Annotated in this window: 12 protein-coding genes; 3 read left to right on the forward strand and 9 right to left on the reverse strand. The window is 56.4% G+C overall.

The genetic code is table 11. The features are described 5' to 3' along the window. Positions 1-2: 2 nt before the first annotated feature. Entirely contained in the window at positions 3-1,109 is a 1,107-nt protein-coding gene (locus AC0YOB_RS20280) for an ABC transporter ATP-binding protein (RefSeq protein WP_475794288.1), read from the reverse strand. A 492-nt stretch (positions 1,110-1,601) separates the two neighbouring features. Here AC0YOB_RS20280 and AC0YOB_RS20285 point away from each other — a divergent pair, with 492 nt between their 5' ends. From AC0YOB_RS20285 to AC0YOB_RS20295, 3 genes are read left to right on the forward strand one after another with little or no spacing between them, the layout of a single operon-like run. Continuing rightward, the gene (locus tag AC0YOB_RS20285; RefSeq protein ID WP_475794289.1) at positions 1,602-2,942 is read left to right on the forward strand and encodes an LLM class flavin-dependent oxidoreductase; all 1,341 of its coding nucleotides are present in this window, start codon (positions 1,602-1,604) and stop codon (positions 2,940-2,942) included. Between the two features lie 28 nt (positions 2,943-2,970). Continuing rightward, complete coding sequence (locus tag AC0YOB_RS20290; protein ID WP_475794290.1) at positions 2,971-4,197, forward strand: LLM class flavin-dependent oxidoreductase; 1,227 nt, start codon at positions 2,971-2,973, stop codon at positions 4,195-4,197. A 7-nt stretch (positions 4,198-4,204) separates the two neighbouring features. After that, positions 4,205-5,341 (forward strand): NAD(P)-binding domain-containing protein, encoded by a 1,137-nt coding sequence (locus AC0YOB_RS20295; protein WP_475794291.1) that lies wholly within the window; start codon positions 4,205-4,207, stop codon positions 5,339-5,341. Between the two features lie 226 nt (positions 5,342-5,567). Here the strand turns inward: AC0YOB_RS20295 and nfsA are convergent, their stop codons facing one another. From nfsA to AC0YOB_RS20335, 8 genes are all read right to left on the reverse strand, one after another. Then, the gene (gene nfsA / locus AC0YOB_RS20300) at positions 5,568-6,317 is read right to left on the reverse strand and encodes an oxygen-insensitive NADPH nitroreductase (RefSeq protein ID WP_475794292.1); all 750 of its coding nucleotides are present in this window, start codon (positions 6,315-6,317) and stop codon (positions 5,568-5,570) included. Between the two features lie 286 nt (positions 6,318-6,603). Next, positions 6,604-7,293, reverse strand: a complete 690-nt coding sequence (locus tag AC0YOB_RS20305) for an HAD family hydrolase (protein WP_475794293.1) — start codon at positions 7,291-7,293, stop codon at positions 6,604-6,606. A 316-nt stretch (positions 7,294-7,609) separates the two neighbouring features. Beyond that, complete coding sequence (locus AC0YOB_RS20310; RefSeq protein ID WP_475794294.1) at positions 7,610-8,950, reverse strand: LLM class flavin-dependent oxidoreductase; 1,341 nt, start codon at positions 8,948-8,950, stop codon at positions 7,610-7,612. After that, a complete protein-coding gene (locus tag AC0YOB_RS20315; RefSeq protein ID WP_475794295.1) occupies positions 8,947-10,278 on the reverse strand; it encodes an LLM class flavin-dependent oxidoreductase in 1,332 nt (443 codons plus the stop codon). The genes AC0YOB_RS20310 and AC0YOB_RS20315 overlap by 4 nt, the downstream gene beginning before the upstream one ends. A 28-nt stretch (positions 10,279-10,306) precedes the next feature. Beyond that, positions 10,307-11,710 carry an ABC transporter substrate-binding protein gene (locus AC0YOB_RS20320; RefSeq protein WP_475794296.1) on the reverse strand — a complete coding sequence of 468 codons (1,404 nt, stop codon included), beginning with the start codon at positions 11,708-11,710 and terminating at the stop codon, positions 10,307-10,309. A 512-nt stretch (positions 11,711-12,222) separates the two neighbouring features. After that, positions 12,223-14,304, reverse strand: a complete 2,082-nt coding sequence (locus tag AC0YOB_RS20325; RefSeq protein ID WP_475794297.1) for an S-layer homology domain-containing protein — start codon at positions 14,302-14,304, stop codon at positions 12,223-12,225. Positions 14,305-14,381: 77 nt separating this feature from the next. Then, positions 14,382-18,431 carry a fibronectin type III domain-containing protein gene (locus AC0YOB_RS20330; protein ID WP_475794298.1) on the reverse strand — a complete coding sequence of 1,350 codons (4,050 nt, stop codon included), beginning with the start codon at positions 18,429-18,431 and terminating at the stop codon, positions 14,382-14,384. Between the two features lie 50 nt (positions 18,432-18,481). Beyond that, positions 18,482-21,559 carry a hypothetical protein gene (locus AC0YOB_RS20335; protein WP_475794299.1) on the reverse strand — a complete coding sequence of 1,026 codons (3,078 nt, stop codon included), beginning with the start codon at positions 21,557-21,559 and terminating at the stop codon, positions 18,482-18,484. Between the last annotated feature and the right edge of the window lie 47 nt (positions 21,560-21,606).

A 21,606-nucleotide genomic window follows, 5' to 3' on the forward strand; every position in this document is an offset into this window, starting at 1 on the left:
TATTACGAGAACCGCTCGCCGGTTTCCCGATGAAAGAACAGCACCTTCAATGTATCAATGCCCAGTCTTACCGCCTCATTCTTTTCGAAATGGACGGATGGGCTGACGCGGGCGATCAGCAAATTGTCCTGGCTGATATCCAGATAAAGATATCTGTCGGCGCCCATCAGCTCCGTGAATTGATAGGAACCGGATATAACAGCCTCCGAGAAAAGCGCTTCAAGGCTGATATTCTCCGGCCGGATGCCAAGAACGACCTGCTTGTTGACCTGGCTGTGCTTCCTCAGCGCCGCCGCATTGGAGCCGTGGACCGGAAGCTTGAAGCGCGAGGTATGGAACTCCAGCACGCCAAGCGCATTCTCTTCGATTTTGCCCCGGATAAAATTGATCTGCGGCGAGCCGATAAAGCTCGCGACGAATGTATTGGCCGGCATCGAATAGATCCGCTCCGGCGTGTCGATCTGCTGGATGATTCCATCACGCATGACGACAATGCGGTCAGCCATCGTCATTGCTTCCGCCTGATCATGGGTGACATAGATGAAGGTGGTCCCCAAATTCTGATGCAGCTTGATAATTTCCATCCTCATCGATACGCGGAGCTTGGCGTCCAGGTTCGACAGCGGCTCATCCATCAGAAACAGCTTCGGATTGCGGACAATCGCCCGGCCCAGGGCGACGCGCTGCCGCTGTCCGCCGGACAGATGCCTGGGCTTGCGGTTCAGATACGGATCGATTTCCAGAATGCGGGAAGCCTTCTTCACGGCGATATCGATCTCATGCTTCGGCAGCTTGCGCATCCGCAGGCCGAACGCGATATTCTCATAGACGCTTAAATTCGGGTACAGCGCATAATTCTGAAACACCATCGAGATGTCGCGATCCTTCGGCGGCAGATGGTTGACCAGCTGGTCGTCGATGAAGATCTCCCCTTCCGATATGTCCTCCAGGCCGGCAATCATACGCAGTGTCGTTGACTTGCCGCAGCCGGACGGACCGACAAACACAATGAATTCCTTGTCCCGGATCGTCATGTGAAAATCCTTCACGACCGGGTGTTTGTCTTTTCCGTAGCGCTTATAGAGATGATTGATTTGCAAGCCCGCCACTTCGAACCCCCCTGTCCTTTTCGCCCGCTTTTTTTTCCACGAAAAAAAGAGGCTATCCATTCAGGTTTCCAGAAAGAAACCTGATCAGACACCTCCGTTTGAACGGTCGATCATTTGATTGTACGTGTAATAGCCGATAAATCCGATGAACTTGGTTTGATTTGAATCAACTTGGTTTTTACTATATCAACGGCCTTTAGCTTTTGTCAACACCGAATCCCGCCCATTTTTTCCAGTATGCATTGACGAGTCTTACAAGATCATATAATATTCTAGTAAATCGATGGGATTACCTTATGATTAGAGACCGGTCAACCGGATCCTTGGCTTTTTAGCCGCGGATCCGGTTTTTTGCGCCTTATAGAAGGTATAAGCTCCACTTTTACACATTTCTATAAGGGTTGAGGGAAGGAACAGCTGCCGCCAAACGCAGCTGTTCCTTCCCAGTCCGGCTTCATGCACAAGGGGCCATCAACGACAGAGGTGAGAGGCATGGGACAATCAAAGAAGAAGGCGCATTTTAATGTTTTTATCCGTGGGGCCGGCCATCATGCGGGGGCATGGAAGCATCCGCTCAGCGATCCGAAGGCCGATTTGGATCTGGACTATTACGCGGGCCTGGCCAAAATCGCCGAGCGCGGCTTGTTTGATTCATTATTCACCGCGGACAACTACTCCGGCCTGGGCAGAAGACTGGAGCCGTTCACTCTGCTGTCCGCACTTGCGGCGCTGACCAAGCATGTCGGATTTATCGCGACCGTAAGCACGACGTACAATGATCCGTTTCATGTCGCCCGTAAATTCGCTTCGCTTGACCATATCAGCAAAGGCCGCTCGGCATGGAATATCGTGACCGGACATTCGCAGGCGGATGCCGACAATTTCGGCAAGCCCGGGCATCCCGAGCCGGCGACGCGCTACGATATCGGCACCGAGTTCGTCGAAGTGACCAAGCAATTGTGGGACAGCTGGGAAGAAGATGCGCTCGTCTATGACAGGGATACCGATGTAACGCTGGACCGGAATAAAGTATACGACATCGATTTCAAAGGCAAATATTTCAACGTCAAGGGGCCGCTCAACATTCCGCGTCCGCCGCAGGGCTATCCCGTGCTCGTGCAGGCCGGATCGTCCGAGAATGGCAAGGAGCTTGCCGCCCGTACGGCGGAGGTTATTTTCACCGCGCAGCAGACGCTTGGGGCGGCGCAGGAGTTTTACACCGATGTGAAGTCCCGCCTGGTCCGTTACGGGAGGACGCCCGACCAACTGCTTATCATGCCGGGTCTTAGTCCGATCATAGCCGACACGGAGGCCGAGGCGAAGGATCTGGAAGCGGAGCTGTTCGATTTGGTCGATTCCGCCAAGGCTTTGAAGCGGTTATCGAATTATTTTACAGTCGATCTGTCCGAATATCCGCTTGACGCACTGGTTCCGGTCGAGAAATCGAAGCCTTACGATTTCTCGAGCAGCGGCATTACCAGCCGCCATGAGGTGGTCGTCGACGCCGCGCGCCGCGACAACATGACAATCCGCCAGTTTCTGAGCCGGAGCTATGCCGGACACGGACATGTTTCATTCACCGGTTCGGTTATCCAGGCAGCCGATTTTATCGAGAAGTGGCTGGCGGAAGGCGGAGCAGACGGCTTCAACATCCTGCCTCCCCTCTTCCCGTCCGGCCTCGACACCTTCGTCGACAAGGTCGTGCCGGAGCTGCAGAACAGAGGGCTGTTCCGCACGGAATATGAAGGCGCGACGCTGCGTGAAAATCTTGGCCTTGCCCGTCCGGCCAACGCGCATAAGCAGATCTGGGCGCTTAGCAAAGTCGCGGAATAACATTCTACGAAACGGAGGGGTTCGCCAAATGGAAGCCATCAATGGAACGGAAGTCGAATTCGGCTGGTATATGCCGACCAGGGGCGACGGCCCTTATATCGGGGTCAAATCGGAGCGTGTGGTCGATACGCCCTATATGATCCGTGTCGCGAAGGCGGTAGAAGACGCCGGCTATACGTTCGCCCTTATCCCGACGGGCGGCACCTGCAGCGACGCCTGGATTATGGGAGCGACGCTCGCCGCCCATACGCGCATTTTCAAGCCGCTCGTTGCGATGCGTCCAGGACTTATTGCACCCGCGTTAGCTGCGCGGATCGGCGCTACGCTCGACGAGGTAACGGGCGGGCGCGCCCTCATCAACATCGTGACCGGCAGCTCGCCGGAGGATATGAAGGCGATGGGCGATCCCCTCGCCTACGACAAGGATGCCCGTTATGAGCGGACGCTGGAATATATCAAAATCGTGCGCGAGCTGTGGATCCGCTCGCACGGCGCAGAAGGGCGGCAATTCCTTGCCGGCGGCAATCTTGCTGCGGGCAATCCGGAGGGCGCCGCGCAAACGTTCGACTTTGAGGGCAAATACTTCACGATCGAAGGCGGCAAGAGCTATCCGCCTCCGGTTCAGCGCCCCCATCCGCCCTTCTACTTCGGCGGCAGCTCGCCGGGAGCGAAGAAAACGGCAGCCGAAATCGCCGACGTCTATCTGATATGGGCGGAGCCGATCGACTGGATCAAGGAACAGATTGCAGAGGTCGAGCATCACCGCGGGCAGCTGCTGGCACGCGAGGGGGTCAACCGCAGCATCCGCTACGGTCTGCGGGCGCAGGTCGTCATCCGCGACACGGAAGAGGAGGCTTGGGCGGCTGCCCGCCTCATCATCAGCAAAGTCGACCAGAGCGACTTGGATGCGACGGAAATCCAGTTCGCCGGCTCGCAGTCGGAAGGCCAGCAGCGCCAAAACCAGGTGCGCGCTCTCGCCAAAGCGAATGATTACGTCATCGGGCCGAATTTCTGGGCGGGCCTGTCCGCCATCCGCGGGGGCGGTGCCATGGCATTCGTCGGCACGCCCGATCAAGTCGCCGACAGGCTGCTGGAATATGTCGATATCGGCATCACCTCGTTCATTCTCTCCGGTTATCCGAATCTGGAGGAAGCCACGATATCCGGGACAAAGCTGATTCCGGCTTTCCGCCGCAAGTACGCCAGGCGGCTGGGAGAGCATGACGGCAGCGCCAGCCTGACCGCTGCGCCGTGACCTGCCAATGATTGATCTTGCCATTATCGGCGCCGGTCCTTACGGCATCTCTCTCGCCGCCCATGCCGCTGCCCGCGGGCTGGACTATCGGCTGTTCGGCCCTCCGATGCACTTCTGGCGGGAGAGGATGCCGCAGAATATGTTCATCCGCACCAATCCCGCTTATGTGAATCTGTCAGACGCAGAGGGCCGCTTTACGCTGGAGCATTTTGCGGAGGCGACGGGCACGGAGCTTGGACAGCCGCTTCCCCGCCCTGTTTTCGTCCAATACGCCATGTGGTTTGCAGAGAAGACCCATATCGTATTCGGGCACCCGCTTATTGCGCAGCTGCGGCGCAGTACAGGCGGATATAAGCTTATGACAGGCGACGGCACCGCCAGCTATGCACGCCGCGTTATCATCGCAACGGGCCTGCAGCATTTTGAGCATATCCCGGATGAGCTTACCGGTTTGCCGGCCTCCCTGGTCTCTCATCCGATCGGCTATTCGGACTACAGTATCTTCGGCGGCAAGAGAGTGGCTGTGCTCGGCAGCGGCCAGAGCAGCTGGGAGGCAGCCGCTCTGCTCCACCTTGCCGGATGTCATGTGGAGTTGATCTACCGCCGGGATGAGCCGCATTACAGTCCTGCGGACAATCACGGCTCCGGAGCGAATCTGATCGCGCTTGCCGAATCGTTCTACGACCTGCCGCTCGAAGAGAAACAGGAACGCTGGAAGAGGCCCTCCGGCAGCATCGCCTCCTTCCTGCGCCCTTACGTCGATGGCAAAATAAAGGAAAGCTCCAGCGTGATGATCTCCTCCGCGGGACAGACTCGCGACCGGCGGCTCCTGCTCCGACTTTCGAGCGGCGAGGAACGGATTGTGGATCATCTGATCGCCGCGACCGGATACCGCATCGACATCCGAAAACTCCCTTTCCTGCATGAGGATCTACTGCAGGACATGGCGGTCGAGCAGTCGGGTTATGGTCTCTTCCCGCGGCTCGACCGCCATTTCGAAAGCAGCCTTCCCGGCTTGTTTTGTGCCGGACCGCTCGCTTCGCACAGCCATGGTCCGGCACACCGCTTTATTGCCGGTCTGGATAAGACATGCCATTCCATCATGTCGGGCATCCTGAAGCGGGATTCCGGGAAGGCGATATGACAATTCGATGAACAGGGATTTTCTTACAATGCAGGCAGCGCCCCGTTATGAAGGGCGCTGCCTGTTGTTTATGGAGCACATGCTGTTTTACTGCAGAGTAATGACACCGCGATCACTAAAAAAAAGACAATGATGCCCGATTGAAATGCCGATCAGCAGCTGTGCCTTCAATTTTTTTCCAGATAGGCGGTAAATAGCTCCCATACAGTTAAACGCCGAGCCTCGCTTATTTGAAGCGGAACCCCTGGCCTTCAATAAAGCCGTGCAAATGCTGCCGCAGCCGTTCTTTGCGGAAACGCGACGACATCTCCTTGGACCAATACGTAGCCTTGCTCCCCCCGGCACGGGAGGCGTAATACTTCCCGGTTGTCTCATCGTAGATTCGAATGCTGTCCGCAAACGCCGCATCATCGTATACTTCCTCATGGTAAACGGCGGCTTTCGGCAGCCTCGGCCGGGTATCGGGCTCCTGATCGGGCACGCCCACACACATGCCGAATACCGGATAGACCAGCTTCGGGAGTTTCAGCAGCTCTGCCGCGCGTTTCGGATTATTGCGGATACCGCCGATGTACACCATGCCAAGTCCCAGCGACTCTGCCGCCACGGTTGCGTTCTGCGCAGCAAGCGTAGCATCGATTGTCGCCAGCAGGAACGTCTCCACATTCTGCTCGGGTACAAAATCCTCCGTGCCTTCGTGCAGCCGGACAGCCGTCTGAATCCGGTTCAAGTCCGCACACCAGACAAGGAACAACGGCGCCTCCTCGATATGCTTCTGGCCTCCGGCCAGCTCGGCGAACTGCCGCTTTGTCTCCTCACGGCGCACGCCGACGACGCTGTAAGCCTGAATATTGGATGAGGTGGATACCGCCTGGGCGGAAGCGAGAATCAGAGCCAGCTGTTCCCCTGTCACCGGATCCGGCTTGAACTTGCGGATGGAGCGATGTGCCTGCAGCTGCTTAATAATGTCGTTCAAAAAAATTCCTCCCCTACAAAATGAATAACGCCAAACGCAAAAAAAGAGCACAAGCATCTCTTGTGTCTCCAGCAGTCTGGTCAACTATGCAATTATTCCAACAGGTATAATCGGTTTTATGCTATCATCATTTCCGCCACCCGTCAAGATCCCAAAGCCTCCATGCACCGATCATTCTGACCGGCCGCCGTCATGCCATCATGAAGGCGCACCACGAAAAAAGAGGCATGCGTCTCAGGCTGCCAATAGCCCGCTTAGCTGCCTCATGACCATGGCCAAAAGCATTTCAATTGCCGAGCAGCAGCGGCAGAAGCTCGTCAATCCGGTCCACAACCGCATCAGGCCTATCAGCGCCTTCAGGCAGAGGCTGTTCGCAGGCGTCGCCTTGTCGAACCAGAATCGCTTTCATACCCAGCCGTTTGGCCGGAATCACATCGTTGTCGATGCGGTCGCCGATCATGACCGCTTGCTCCGGCCGGCAGCCTGCCTGCTCCAGCGCAAGAAGAAAAAAACGTTCGTCCGGCTTCGCCATTCCCGCCTCGGCCGATGCGCAGCATACGTCAAAGTACGGCGAGAAGCCGTATTTTCCGATCCTCTCCTGCGTACCAGGGCCTTGATTGGCGATAATGCCGAGCCGATAGCGGCTGGAGAGCGCCTCCAGCAGCGGAATCGCTGCCGCAAAAGGGCGTTCCAGATCCTTGCGGTATTTCATGCCCTGGCGGATCTGTGTGCGCTGCTCGGCAATTGGCACCCACTGCTCCATTACACTGCGCATGGGAAAGTCTGCGAACTGCCGGTAAGCCTCTCGGATCGCCAGCCTTACCTGTTCCGCAGAAAAATCGAAATCCAATTCGTCTGCTGCGGTTATGAACTGCCGTATGCTTTCATTAATAGCTAGCGATTCGTCGATCAGCGTTTCTCCAAGATCGAAGAATATCCACTCAATTCCCCTCAGCCAGGGCTGTATGTCCGTCATTAAACCCATTCCTTTCCGATCCTGCCTGCCGCTGCCGGCTGTCCTGGTTCCATCAACTCAGGCCGACCGTCATTACGTTTCAATAGAAGGATGAGAGATGTATATCGTCTAGTATTATACTCGGAGCATATGTAATTTCAAACCGCGTCCAAAAAGAAATAGCCGGCAAGCATCCCCAACTATGCGCAGCGGCAGTCGGAAACATGAGAATAATGTCCCGGACTGCCGCCGCATTTGTACTGGTCCTGCCTATCGCTCCTCAATCAGGTGAAACGCGCAATCCAAATCCACCTTCACACGCAGCATCAAATGAGTATTAACCGGCGGGTCTATCCGCCGCCGCAGACGAATGATGCCGCGTGTTGGCCGGACGGGCCAGGCCAAGATTTTCCCGCAGCGTTGTCCCCTCATATTCCGTGCGGAACAAGCCCCGGTTCTGCAGCTCCGGCACGACCTTGTCGACGAAGGTCTCAAGACCGGTCGGGAACAGCTGCGGCAGCACATTGAAGCCATCCGCCGCATAGTTCCGGAACCACTGCTCGATGAAATCGGCCGCCTGAAGCACCGAGCCCGTGAACGTGATATGCCCGTGCCCGCCATTGCTGCGGTAGAGCAGCTGCCGGATCGTGAAATTCTCCCTCCGCGCCGCGTCAATGACCACCTCCTGCCGGCTCCGGATTCCGTTGAACGCCTCCGCCGCCTTTGCCCTATCCACCGGCACCGGATCATCCAGATCGTAATCGTTCAGATTGACCTTGAACCGTTCCGACAATTCGTCCAACGCGCGCTTCGTATCCACGTAGCTGTGCAGCTCCTGCTCAATGTCCCGCGCCTCCGCCGCCGTATCGGCAACGATTGGCGCGAAGCCCGGCAGAATGACGAGCTGATCCCCCGTACGGCCATACTTCGCCAGCCTGCCTTTGACGTCCGCATAAAATTCCTGACCTGCTCCGAATGTTTGCTGGGCTGTGAAGATGACCTCCGCCGTCTTCGCCGCAAGCTCCCTTCCCGCCTCGGATGAACCCGCCTGCACCAGCACCGGATATCCTTGCGGAGGCCTCGGGATATTGATCGGTCCCTTCACGGAGTAGGTATGGCCTTTGAAATTGATTTCATGGACGCGGTCCAGCGCGATATGGACGCCGCCCGCCTTGTCGAAGACCAGTGCGTCGTCCTCCCAGCTGTCCCACAGCTGCTTGACGACCTCCACGAATTCCTCGCCCGATTCATACCGCTGCGCATGCTCGGGATGCTCATCCCGGCTGAAATTATGGGCGGCCGAGCCCGCTCCTGTCACGATGTTCCACCCGGCCCGGCCGCCGCTGATATGGTCAAGCGAAGCGAACTGGCGCGCCACATGGAACGGTTCATTATAGACGGTTCCCACCGTCGCGATAAATCCGATATGATCGGTGAGGGCTGCCAGCGCCGACAGCTGCGTAAAAGGCTCCAGCTTGCTCCCCCGGCCGGCATAGCCGTCAGCCAGAAAGACGGAATCCAGCTTGCCGCGTTCGGCAATCCGTGTCAGATGGGCCAAATACTCGATATCGTGCTCCAGCTCCGGATGTGAATCCGGATGGCGCCAGGCTCCCGCATGATGACCGGTCGCCCGCAAAAAAACATTCAGATGCACGTTCCGCTGCGGCTTGCCGCTCATATTGCCTGCACCCCTTTTCCCGATTGATGGCGGGTGTTCGCCGGATAGGCAAGACCGAGATTCTCCCGCAGCGTCGCGCCTTCATAAGCGGTGCGGAACAACCCCCGGTTCTGCAGCTCCGGCACGACCTTGTCGACAAAACGCTCCAGACCGCTCGGGTACACCTGCGGCATTACGTTGAAGCCGTCGGCTGCGCCGTTCTTGAACCAATGCCCGATTACATCGGCAAGCTGCAGCGGCGTACCGGTGAACGTGAAGTGGCCCCGCGCCCCGGCCAGCCGGTTGATGAGCTGGCGCAGCGTCAAGTTCTCGCGGGAAACAAGATCAAGCACCAGCTGATGACGGCTTTTGTTGCCATTGACCTCGTCTGTTGTGCGGGCCTCGTGAATATCCAGCGGCTGATCCAACGGGTGATGGGTTAAGTCGATGCCGAACCGCTCGGACAACCGCTGGATCGCATTTTTCTGGTCGATCAGCTCGAACAGCTCATTCTCGATGTCGCGGGCCTCCGCTTCGGTATCGGCCAGAATCGGACTGATGCCCGGCAGTATTTTCAGCTGTTCCGGGCTCCGGCCGTACTTCAGCAGCCTCGTCTTCAAATCCGAATAAAAGGATTGCGCTTCTCCGAGCGCCTGATGAGCGGTGAAAATCACCTCCGCATACCTTGCCGCGAACTCGCGCCCCGTATCCGAGGAGCCTGCCTGCACAAGCACAGGATAGCCCTGCGGGGGACGGGCAATGTTGAGCGGGCCTTTCACGGAATGGCGCTGCCCGGTGTAGTTGATATCGTGCACCTTTGACGGGTCGACGTGGATTCCCGCCGCCTTGTCGTTCACGAATGCGTCGTCCTCCCAGCTGTCCCACAGCTGCTTGACGATCTCGACGAATTCCTCGGCGTTGGCGTAGCGCTCCGAATGCTCAGGATGCTCGTCGCGGCTGAAGTTAAGGGCCGCAGGACCTGCCCCCGTCACGATATTCCAGCCCGCGCGCCCTTTGCTAATATGGTCCAGAGAAGCAAACTTCCTCGCCACATGGAACGGTTCGTTATAAGTGGTGCCTACTGTGGCGATCAGCCCGATATGCTTGGTGACCGCCGCGAGCGCCGAGAGCATGGTGAACGGCTCCAGCTTGTTCATTCGCCCCGCATAGCCGTCCGCAAGAAACAACGAATCCAGCAGCCCGCGCTCGGCCGTTTCAGCGATTTTACGAAAATGTCTGATATCCAGATTCTTCTCCGGCTGCGCTTCCGGCAGCCGCCAGGAAGCCTCGTGATGGCCGGTATTATACAAAAATGCATTTAAATTCAGCTTGCGTCCCGCTTCACTCATCGGACCCCGCCGCCTTTCCTCCAATTTATTATTTCAAGTCTCCCAATGTTGTCCGCAGCGTCCCGACATCCTTATTGATGGCTTCCTCCGCCTTGCGGATCGCCGAGTTGACGTCCAGCCCGTTGATTGCAAGATCCTCTGCCGCTTCCGTCAGCCTGACGCTGATTTCAGACTCGTAAGGATGCGCGTAATGCTCCTGCAGCGGCTGCCCGATGAACACGTTCTGTACCGACTTGCCTTCAAGAACGGGGATATCGAGCCCATATTCCTTCTCCAGCCCGGGATTTACGATCGCCGGTACACGGCCGTTGCGGGCAATAATACGCTGTCCTTCGTCAGACAACAGCTCCTCCAGCACCTGGAACGCCTCATCCTTGTGCTTGCTCTGGCTGTTGATGGAGACGGAATGAATCTGCGCCTCGCGCGTCTTGCCCAGCTGGTCGTCGAAGTTCGGCACCGGTACGATATCCCAGTTGAAATCCACCCCTTGCTGGCGCAGTTCTTCCAGCGGACCTACCATATTGGCGAGCCAGGCCGCCCTCATCGCAATGGTCTGGTCCTTCATGAAATGATCGCGGGTCCAGGCCCATACTTTATCCTGCGCAATATAGCCCGGTATTTCATAGATCTTCTTCTGCAGCTCGAAAATGCGGCGCCATTCCGGCGTGTCCAGCGCGGCATTGCCGGTTTCCCGGTCCAAATACGGCAGACCCAGCGATTTGGCGAGGCCCGTCAGGTTGTCGCCCGTCAGACCGATATAATGCTTGCCGTTATCAGTCCTCGTCAGACGCGCTCCGATCTCCAGCGCCTCGTCCCAGGTCAACTGCTTCTCCGTCGGATAAGGCTCTCCAAAATGGTCGAAAATGTCTTTGTTGTAATACAGCACATGCTGGTTGACGTTGAAGGGCAATGCGAATATTTCTTCGCCCTTGCCTCTGGTCACTTCCTTGATGTAGTTGTACGCGACCGGCTTCAACCGGCTTTCATCAAAATGATGCCGTTTGATCAGCTCCCGCAAATCCTCGAATGCGCCGGTCCGGACAATCCGCTGCGATACGCTACTGAAGAGGATGTCCGGCGTGTACGTGGACAATACCTCTTCTATGGCGCTTCCTTCCACAGGCTTGATCCGCTCGATCGTCACATTCGGATATTTTTTCCTGATCGGATCGGCAATCATGATCTGGAATTCGACGTCCGTGAATGTCGCCCCCAGACTGACGAAGCTCAGCGTAAGCGGCTCATCGCCCAGCTTCTTAAAATCTCCTGCCGGCTCTGCCTTCGCGCCTGATCCGGCAGTGACCGTTTTATCTGCGTCCGTCTTGTCTGAATCCGCAATATTGCCCCCGCCTGCCGGCTGATTGCCTGACGAGCAGGCCGCCAGCAGAATGAGGATTATAAGAACCTGGACGCCCGTAAGGATCTTTTTCATATCCATCTCCGCCTTGTCGTTTTTAAATTTAAAATTCCGCGCAGCCTGCCTGCATGGTCTGGGCGCCCCGGTGGGCTGACCTCTGCCTTGATCTCTCCTTTCCCATGTCATAAGTTACAACTTGGAAGAACCGGCTATCGCCATCCTTTGGCGGCATAGCAAGCTTCTTCCCTCCATCCTTATAGACATTTATAATGTGAAGCTTATAAATGCTATAAAGTCAGGAAGAAACGGCTCTCGCCATCCTTTGGCGGCACAGCTGGTTTCTTCCCTTCAACTTTATAGACATTTATAATGTGAAGCTTATAAATGCTATAAAGTCAAAAAAACCGGAGACGCCCTGGGGGCAATCTCCGGCTTTCCGGTGGATATTTTAATCCAACTATTCCAACTGGTATTAGTGAATTTAACATCATTGCTTCAAGATGTCAACCCATAATTATCCAAGTTTTCAATTGACAATGTTTGGATTATGCTTTGCTTCGGCTGCCGACACTTCCTAAAGACCGAGCTTAATCTTCTTCCTGCAGCACAAGATTGTAAACGGCTGCGGCTGCTTCGGCGCGGGTTGTCAGCGCTTTTGGCGAAAATGTGCCGTCTGTCCCTCCTTTTATTAATCCTTGATCCGCGGCAAAGGCGATATACGGTTTGGCCCAGGCGGAGACCGCACCGAAGTCCCTGAATGCCGCTGTCCATGTACTCTCCGGCTGCCAGGCTGCCCCGGATGTAAAAATCGATGTTCGTACGAGAATCGCCGTCATCTCTTCGCGGGTGATCGCCCGGTCCGGCTCAAACCGTCCCTGATCGCTGCCGGTGATGATCCTCGCCGCATAGGCCGCCGCAGCAGCGTCCCTATACCAGGCGGAAGCGGGAATATCGGTGAAAGGCAGTTCCATCGCTGCGTTCGGGCTGTGCAGGGAAGTCAAAGGAACGGCTCCGGCGATCATCCTGACGAACTCGGCTCTGGTGACCTGACGGCCCGGCTGAAAATGATCCCCGTCCACACCCTGTATAATTTGCTTGGAGGCGAGCACGCCAACAGGCTTGGCGAACCAGGCTCCAGCCGGCACATCTATGAACGATGGCCGGTACTCCATCGCTCCATAAACGCTGAAATGCTGCAGCTGCACAGTCACAGTATCATTGACATCGTTAACCCGCCCTCCGGCATATTCCCATTTGCCCGTCTCTTCGTTCAAACGGTAAACCCCGGTGTATTCCCTGTCCATCCGTCCGGCTTCATAATGGAACGAGGCCTGAATCGGCTTGGGAAATTGCTCAAGCATGAACGGTTCCCCGGTTTCAGGCAGCAGGGCGAGCTCCAGCCGGTACAGATGTCCGGCAGCGCGGTAACCGGCTCCCGGGCTGGACACGGCAATGCCCGGCAATTCGCGATCGGCCTCCTGCACATGAAGGGAGATGCGTGCAGCCGGCGTCACGAAGGATTTTGGAGCGGCCTTGATTAATTCCGTGAATACCTCAGGCGGGATAAGGAGGGTTATTCCTTCGAGCAGGATCTCCAGAGTGTTCTGCCCAAGTAGCAGTCCCGTATCGGCAGGAAGCGTCAATCCAATTATTCCGCTGCCCGGGCGCAGGGTAACCTTGTTATCCAGGGCATTTTGCAGATCCGTTTCATCGACAATCTGGAATCGTTGATCAGCGGCATCGGCATGTGAATTTACCCCGTTGGCAGTACCAGGTCCCGGCCCAGTACCACTTCCATTTCCATTTCCTTCACCGCTTCCGTTTCCACCGCCTTCACCGCTATTGCCATTTCCGCCGCTGCCGTTTGGCGGGTCCAGAGTCACCCTAAGCTCATTGCTGGGGGCAGACTCGTTGCCTGCGGCATCCTTGGCCTTGACGGTAAACGAATACGCTGTCGATGGGGACAATGCCGTAATCTCCGCTGCGGCTGCGGTCCCGGGAAGCGTTCTGTAGAGCAGGCCGTCCCGGAAAACCAGATAGCCGGCAACGCCGACGTTATCGGCGGCAGGCTCCCATTCCAACCGGACGGTTGAAGACGTTTTTGCGGCTAATCTGATTTCTGGCGCCGAAGGGGGAATGCTGTCCACTGGACTGTCCGCCGCTTCGATTGAAACGGTTACCGGTTGCGTTGCCGTATAGCCCTGAATTTCCTGCGGCGGCGAATGCCGGTTGACCGCTTTAATCCCGCTCAGCTTGAGCAGGACGTCGCCTTCATGGAGGGCCTTGAACGGAATGTCGGCAATCGGCTGATAGGCAACCAGTCCATCAGCCGGCTCCGCGTTAATCAGGGGGAACGATTTGCGGCCGGAAGGCTCGGCATATTCGTTTTGCATATAGGTAAAAGCGCCGTAATAGCGAATGTCATCCATGCTCATCTCCGCCAGATCGGCGTTATATTCAACGGTATACTGCAAACCAAACAGATTGACCGCCTGCCCGGCATAGACGGTAACGATAAACGTATCGCCCGATTGAACCGAGGTCTTGTCCACGGTCATCGCAATTTCCGTCTTGACGGCCTCCGCGGCATGAAGCCGGGTTTGCGGCAGAAAGGACAGGAGCAGTGCGGCAATCGCCGCTGTCTTCATCAGCTTCCTCAATGAATTCACCACTTTCTTCCAAGGATGGTTCGCTGCCCGGATCCTGCAAGGAATGGGGATCGGCTCGCGATCCCCCTGTTCTCCAGCTATCTTGCGAGTAACTTGTCAGCCACGTAGGCTATATCGTAAATATCGATCAGTCCGTCCAGATTCATATCGTATTTTGGATCATATTTCGCAGGATCTCCGAATGCTTTGGCTACGATGGTCAAATCGTTGATCTTCACGCCGTCATTGCCGATGACATCGGCGGAGACAATGACATTGTAGGACGCAACGTCTTCACCAAGCGCGAACAATTGATCATTCTCATCGGCAATTGTCGAGCCCTTCTTCAGCGTGAAGGCATTCTTCGCATGGACATCCTTCGCTTTGAACGTGATGGCAACCAGCGGAACATCGCCGGTTCTGCCTTCCGGCTCGCCAAGCAGCGTGGACACGATGCGGATCCTGCCGCCGCTTACCGTCTGGTTAAAATAAGGCGTGGAGTTCCCTTTGAATTCAGCTGTCGGCGCGATCGACACAATTTCATACGCCTCAGGATCGAACGTTACGGTCAAGTCATATCCATACAGCCCGGAAACCTCCATCGCAGAGATAACCAGATCAAATCCTTCGCCATGCTCCACAATATCTTTGGATGGGGTCACTTCCATCACAAGACCTTGCGCAGGCGCAGGTTCAGTTGTCGTCTGCAGGGCATTCGAGGCTTCGGACAGATTGCCTGCCGCATCCTTCGCTTTTACGGTGAAGGTGTAAGTTGTCGCCGGCTCAAGTCCGGTGACTTCCGCATGTGTATCGGCTGTTATGCCGGCCTGCTCGCCGTTTTGGTAGATCACATAGCCTGTCACGCCTGTGTTATCGGCTGCAGCCTGCCATTCAAGCGCGATGCTCCGGGCGGTTGCCGATACGGCGGCAAGTCCGGCAGGCGCCGCAGGCGGCGTGGTGTCTTCACCCGGTTCTCCGATGATAATGACGGAAGCATAAGGTTCGGCTACCCCGAGCCCGCCTGCCGTTACCGTATACGTTCCGTCTCCATCAATTGTGAAGGTCAGCAGGAATGTGCCCCCGAAGCCGCTTGTCACCTGGTCGGCGAATACAAGGCGGCCTTCAGAATCCTTCACGTCCACGGTCACTTCCTGATTCGCCCCCGAGGAGACTTCGCCCCGGACTACAACTTTGCCGTTCGTATTGTTAACCGTAGTTTCCAGCACAACCGTTGCCGGCGGCGTCATGGCTTCGACAGGACTGCTCGGAGCCGAAATATTGTTTACGCTGTCCTTGGCCGTAACCGTAAAGACATAAGACCGGTCCGGTTCCAGGCCGCGGACGGTGAAGGAAGTATCCGCCGTGATGCCCGCCGCTTTTCCGTCCGCGTAGACGGTATAGCCGGTAACCGTATCGTTATCGGTCGAAGGCGACCAGGACAAACTCACCGTTGTCTCGGTTATCCCTGCAACCTGCAGCGATGCCGGTGCCGAAGGAGCCGCGATGTCGCCTTCGATGCCGTAAAATTCCAGCTCGGCGACATTGGCGGAGCTGCCGTCCGGTCCAAGGTAGCGCAGGAACCGGAACGCGTGCGGATCACTGATTTTGACTTCGTTCCAGCCATCCTCCGGAACGCCCCTGATCGTGAGGATGGTCGTATATCCGCCGTCCCGGGTCAGCGAGCCTTGAAATTTGCCCCCTGTCATCCGGTCCGGATAGTCCTTTCTCGGATGGAATTTCAGCTTTGTTACGCGCTTGGCGGTCCCTTCTCCGATATCAAGGCCGACATAGCTTCCATTTGCAGCCGCTGCATCAAAATAGCTGTCCGCGCTGCCGTCAAACGCCTTGTCGAACGAAACGGTCCCGCTGTCGCCGCGCGAGGCAGATCCGTAAGGGGTGCCCGACAGCTTCATATGGGCCGTATCCGTCGTGATCAGCACCCCATTCGATGGCTCCGAGAGGTTGCCGGCTGTATCCTTCGCCCGCACAGTGAATGTATAAGGCGTTGATGCGTCAAGACCTGCAACTGTGAATGAGGTTGCGCCGGCTGTCGTTCCTGCTGCCTCATCACCCTTGTAAATAACGTACCCGACCGTCGTATCTTCGTTATCCGTAGAAGCGGTCCAAGCAAGCGACACCACATTGTCCGTTGCGGAAGTGGCCCGCAGATTGCCAGGTACAGTAGGAGCTTCCGTGTCGGCTTCGCCATAACCATTGAAGGTTATGCTGTCCATCCAGACGACGGCGGGAGCATTCGCGGTAAAAGCGATCCCTACCCGTGGGCTCGGAACATCGCCGGTCTCAAATTTTACGTCAAGCGTGATCCATTTGTCTTTCTCCAGATTTTTTGTTTCGTAGAAGCCGCCGTTATAAGCCCAGCCTGCTCCGAACACCATCGGCTGAATGACAATGTCATCCTGTCCGGATGGAACATAGAAGCGGAAGGAAACGGTCTTCCCGGGCTTGATTCTGGGATCCGGAACGTCCCAGCCGATTGTCTGTGCTGTTCCCCCGCCGGATAATGTGATCTTGGCAGCCCCTTCGCCGGCAAATGTGCGCGTGCCATCGATAGCGATCGCCGCATTTTGTCCGTCGAGCAGCCTCATTCCCTGCAGATCCTCATTTTCAAAATTGTAGAGCGAGTTGTCGGCCGGCTGCGCATCTGTCGTTACCTCGACAGGCTCGCTCGCCGGAGAAATATTCCCTTCCGCATCCCTGGCTTTGACGGTGAAGGTGTAGCCGGTCCCCCGCATAAGGCCCTTCACAGTGAAAGTCGTGCCGGAGGTCGTTCCTGCAGGCGTCCCGCCCTGAAACACGTCATAGCCGACGACGCCGACATTGTCGGCCGCGGGCTCCCAGCCCAATGTCACGGCGGAATCGGTTTTCTTCACGACCTCTACGCCTGCCGGAGCCGACGGCGCCTCATTGTCGAAGAAAGCGGGCGTGACGGCACCGAACGTTGTGCCGATCCGGATTTCATCGATCGAATAATCTTCCGTTCCTCCGCTTGCGCTCGTCGTTGAAATCATGCCAAATCCAAGATTTGCGTCCGTCACAGCCTGAACGTCCGGGGCAGCTGGCGCATTCCCGCCCGGCTCCGCCGGATTGACATATAGACTGAACTGGTTCTCGGCGCCGAATTCGAGCTTCATGACAAGCAGAGCCGCTTTTCCGACTTCCAAAGGCACAGCGGAGCGGTAAACGGTTCCGTTCACCTTCAAGGACCAATAACGAATATTATTGTCCGTGGATTCGCTCCCGAAGAAACCCATTTCGAGCTTTGTCGACGGCCAATCCGTGCCTATTGTGAGTGAGCTGTCTGTCATGTTGTCTTTGCGCATAAGGGCGCTAATCCACAGCGCCGTGCCAGGCTTCCCGATTTTGCCGTTCTCCAGATAAGGTGCGAACGGTCCGTCGGCACTGAGGCTCAGCCCCCGGACCGCAGTCAGGTACGCCTTGCCGCCGATTGCATAGCTGCCGGTTTGATACAAGCCGTCATACACCAGCGGGTTATCGCCGCGCACATTGTACCCCGGCTCATCGGCATTGCCGTTTTGCACCTCCCAGCCCTTCGACCAGCCTTTGCCGCCGCCGGCTCCATGCAGTACGCCTTCCGCGGATTCGAAGGAATCCCGCGCAAGAATGATACCTGGCCCTGTATCTGCTGCTGCCGGAGTTACGACTTTCACCCCGGTGCTGTCAGCAGAGCCATCTGCCTCCGTTACGGCTTCAACTGCTTCGCTTGCCGGCGAGGTACGGCCTGCGGCATCGAGTGCAGCGACGCTGAAGACATAGGACGTGGACGGCAGCAAGCCCGTCACAACAAATTGGGTATGGTCCGTCGTCCCCGCGGAGGCACCGCCATTATAAACCGCATACGTGACCGTGCCCGAATTTGCGTCCGGAGCGTTCCAGGACAAGCTGACGCTCGTGCTTGTCGTCCCAGCCACATGCAGACCTGCAGGCGCTGCAGGCGCTTCGGTGTCCGGCGCATCTTCGTCCTGGGATGGTATCCCAGTGACGACGTCACCCGGGACCGGCGCTTCGGCTGCGGTCCCCCCATCGGCACTCACGGCTCCGCCGAACATCGAGAACATCAGAGCAACTAACGTCACATAAACCAGTGCGATTCGAAACGATCGCTTCATCGCCACATATCCCTTCTTTTATTGAAATGGTGGGTTTGCCTGTTCCGGTCTTATCCGCGGATATCGTCGATGTTCAAACTTTCATAAATTTTTGAGCCTTGAAGTTTGAGCAGGGAATCCAGCGTGCTTGATTCCAACACGACGTTCTTTGCTTCCTTTACGTCTCCTCTGCGGTACATGAGCGAGAATCCCGGAAATTGGCCAGCCATCGTCGGCGACATGATCGGCCATTTTTGCCATTTCGTCGGCCACGAGGGTCCGCCTGTCGCAAACATATCCAGTACATCGATTCCCTGCAGCGAGGAGTAGGCGGAAATCATGAATGGTCCTTCCGCACCGTAAGGAGTCGGATTCGTCCAGGTAATCTCCGAAATCATCGACGGCTGGTCATCGTTATGGACAACCTTCACAGGGTTCATGTCGGGATGCTGGACTATAGGAGTTGGAATATAAGTATCGCCTGCGTGAAGTGTCCAGTTTTCATTGTTGAACGCGGTATGGCTTGGTTCGGTGTAGGCATGCCGGTCGACCATGTCGGTGGCCGCATACGTATAACGTTCCAGAGCCTCCATCTTGGCCGGATCGGCCGTGATCCAGTTGCTGGCCGTTATTATGCTTTGCGTACCGATATCTTCCTTGTAGAAACGGTTCATATCCTCGTAGAACAGCCGCTGTTCCTCGGTGAGAAAACGAAGAATGTCCCGCCTGCGCTTATCGTCTCCTCCGTTTCCTGTCGCCCACGGAAGATTGGAAGCGCCTTCAACCTCCATCAATCCATTCTCCGGCTCGTCATTCCAGACCTTGCCGAGCGTTCCCCAGGCGTCATAAGCGGCATCCAGGCTGCCATATTCGTCCTTCAGCCAACCGCCGAACATTCTGGACAGCTCGCGCCTGATATTGTCGGGGAACTTCCAATCCGAGAAGGTAAAGAAGAAATAGCTGTCCTCGTTCTGGGTCTCGATGATCGCAACCGCCGGATCCTTGCCGAGCGGAAGCCCGTTCTCATAGGGATTCGGCGTCAGCAGAAGCTTCCGCACTCCTTTTTTGTACAGCTCCTGCTGCGTTTTATCAAAGAACAGAAGGCCGAACGGCTGCTTGTTCCAATCGAAAAACTCGTCGCCAGGCTGTTTAAAGGCCTCGGCTTTGGTCATATCCCACCAAAGCACGAAGTAATAGCTCAGGTTGACATAGATGCCTTCCTGCTTCATCGCGTGGACAAAATATTGATAGCGGTCAAGCGCCTTGGCGGTGATTTCGCCATTCTCATCAAATATCATGCCGTGTATCCGCACCATATTGACGCCGCGCTTCGCCAGCTGCTTGGCAAAATAATCAACGTCGCCTTTTTCCAGATTGATCGTTTCCGCTCCCGCATTAACGGCCCAGAAACGTGCTTCCTGACCGTCGCCAAGCAGCAGCTTGTCTTTTTGCCGGTGGACATAACCGGATTGGCCCGCCGTCTCTTCGTTCAAGTAACGCAGATCAAGCGCAGCATTGTCGTTGAACGGATCGATATCCGGCTCGAATGCCCAGAATCCCTCTTCCGCGCGGTTCAGCTTCTCTCCCGGACGCAGCAGGCCGCTTGGCATGAACGGCTGTTTGGACAGAATGAAGCTGTCGAATGCGGCGTTGGAATTCTCCGCTTCCTGCTGGAGCTTGATTTCAAGCAGATGCTTGCCTTTCGTCAGCGTTTCGCTCCCGGCGGATATCCAGTTCGCCTCAGTGAATTGCCGGAAACTGACAGAATCCAGAAGCGTGATGTCGCGGCCGACGGATTTCCATTCCCCGCCGTCCCACCGGTAGTCGAAAGGACCGTGCAGCCAGAATTTGCGGACAAAAAACGTATAAGCCGCGTCTTCGGGCACTTCAACTTCATAATTGGCAAACGGCGGATTATCCGGGTCTACCGCTACATTCGAGATCGCCAGCCAGTCGCTGCCGGACAGCAGATGACGCGTCTGAGGGAACGTATCCGCCGAGAAGTCCGCGGTTGCAGGGAAGTTCGTTTCCACCGCATCCTCTCCCTCCCACCATACGTACACGGGATCTTCCTCAGGCTGTGTGCCTGGTACGTAGGGGTCTGTCAGCCCTTCGCGCTCGACGAGAGTATACAGTGCATCGGGCCTGAGCGGAATTTGAAATCCGCCTGCAGCAGCCGTGCCCTGAACCTCCTCCTTCACATAGCCGTTCGGGTCCAGCGCGTAAATCCTGTTAATATCTGTCATGCCTTTGAGCAGTACGGAAGCGTCGATATCGCGGACGTTCATCGGCCCTTCGCCGAGTGAAACGATTTTCTGCTTCGCCACGCCGCCTTCCGTCACTGTCTCCGACTCGAAGCCGTACGATTTGTCTTCCGTCACCGCCTGGATCAGCAGCTTCTTCGATGAGGCGATCGGCAGATCGTCCAGCGAGATGACCATGACCGTGCCAAAAGCATTGCCGGACTCGATGACGACATTATCGAGCTCAACGCTGCTTACGGCATTCAGAATGCCCGTAGCCCCCTGGCTTTTCGGCGTATTCAGGCGGATGACACCTTGCCCGTAATCCCAATCCAGCTCATCCGTAACGCTTTTGATCCGCTTGTTGGTTGTGTCGATGTACGTGTCCAGGTCGGCGGTGAGCGCCTTGTTTTCCGACTCCGAATACGTCCGGGCTACCCGGCCGACATAGAACGCATACGGATTGATTTTGCTTTCCGTGGTTTCCGTCAGTCCGTACGGACTGACCTCCATGACGTTGGACAGCGGCTTCTTGCTTGTCAGGCTGTCCCATACGAACAGCTTGATTGTATGTTTTTTTGGAACGATCGGTTGATCGAACTGTGCGCTGAATGCAGAAGCTTCACCCGCAGCGGTGAAGGATATCTGCTGAATGTCGGAGCTGTCGATCGTATTCTGTTCATTGTAGAGTGCGGCAATCAACGTTCCTTGAAGCGGTCCGGCCGTTTTATTGACCAGCTTGCCGTGAATGACGCCTTCCGCGTCGATGCCGACATCCTCAATGGCAACCCGTTCGGCAAATCCGGCGGCTTCAGCCTGGCGGGTTCCTCCGGAGAAAATGCCCGAAGTTGCCAGCATGGACAGTACCAGGGTCAAGATGAGCGATGTCCTTCTATTCCTTTTCACATGCGCATCTCCTTCATTGTTATAATTTGGGCGGTTCCTTTCCGGTT

It is taken from the genome of Paenibacillus sp. JT31N17 (genome assembly GCF_056269255.1).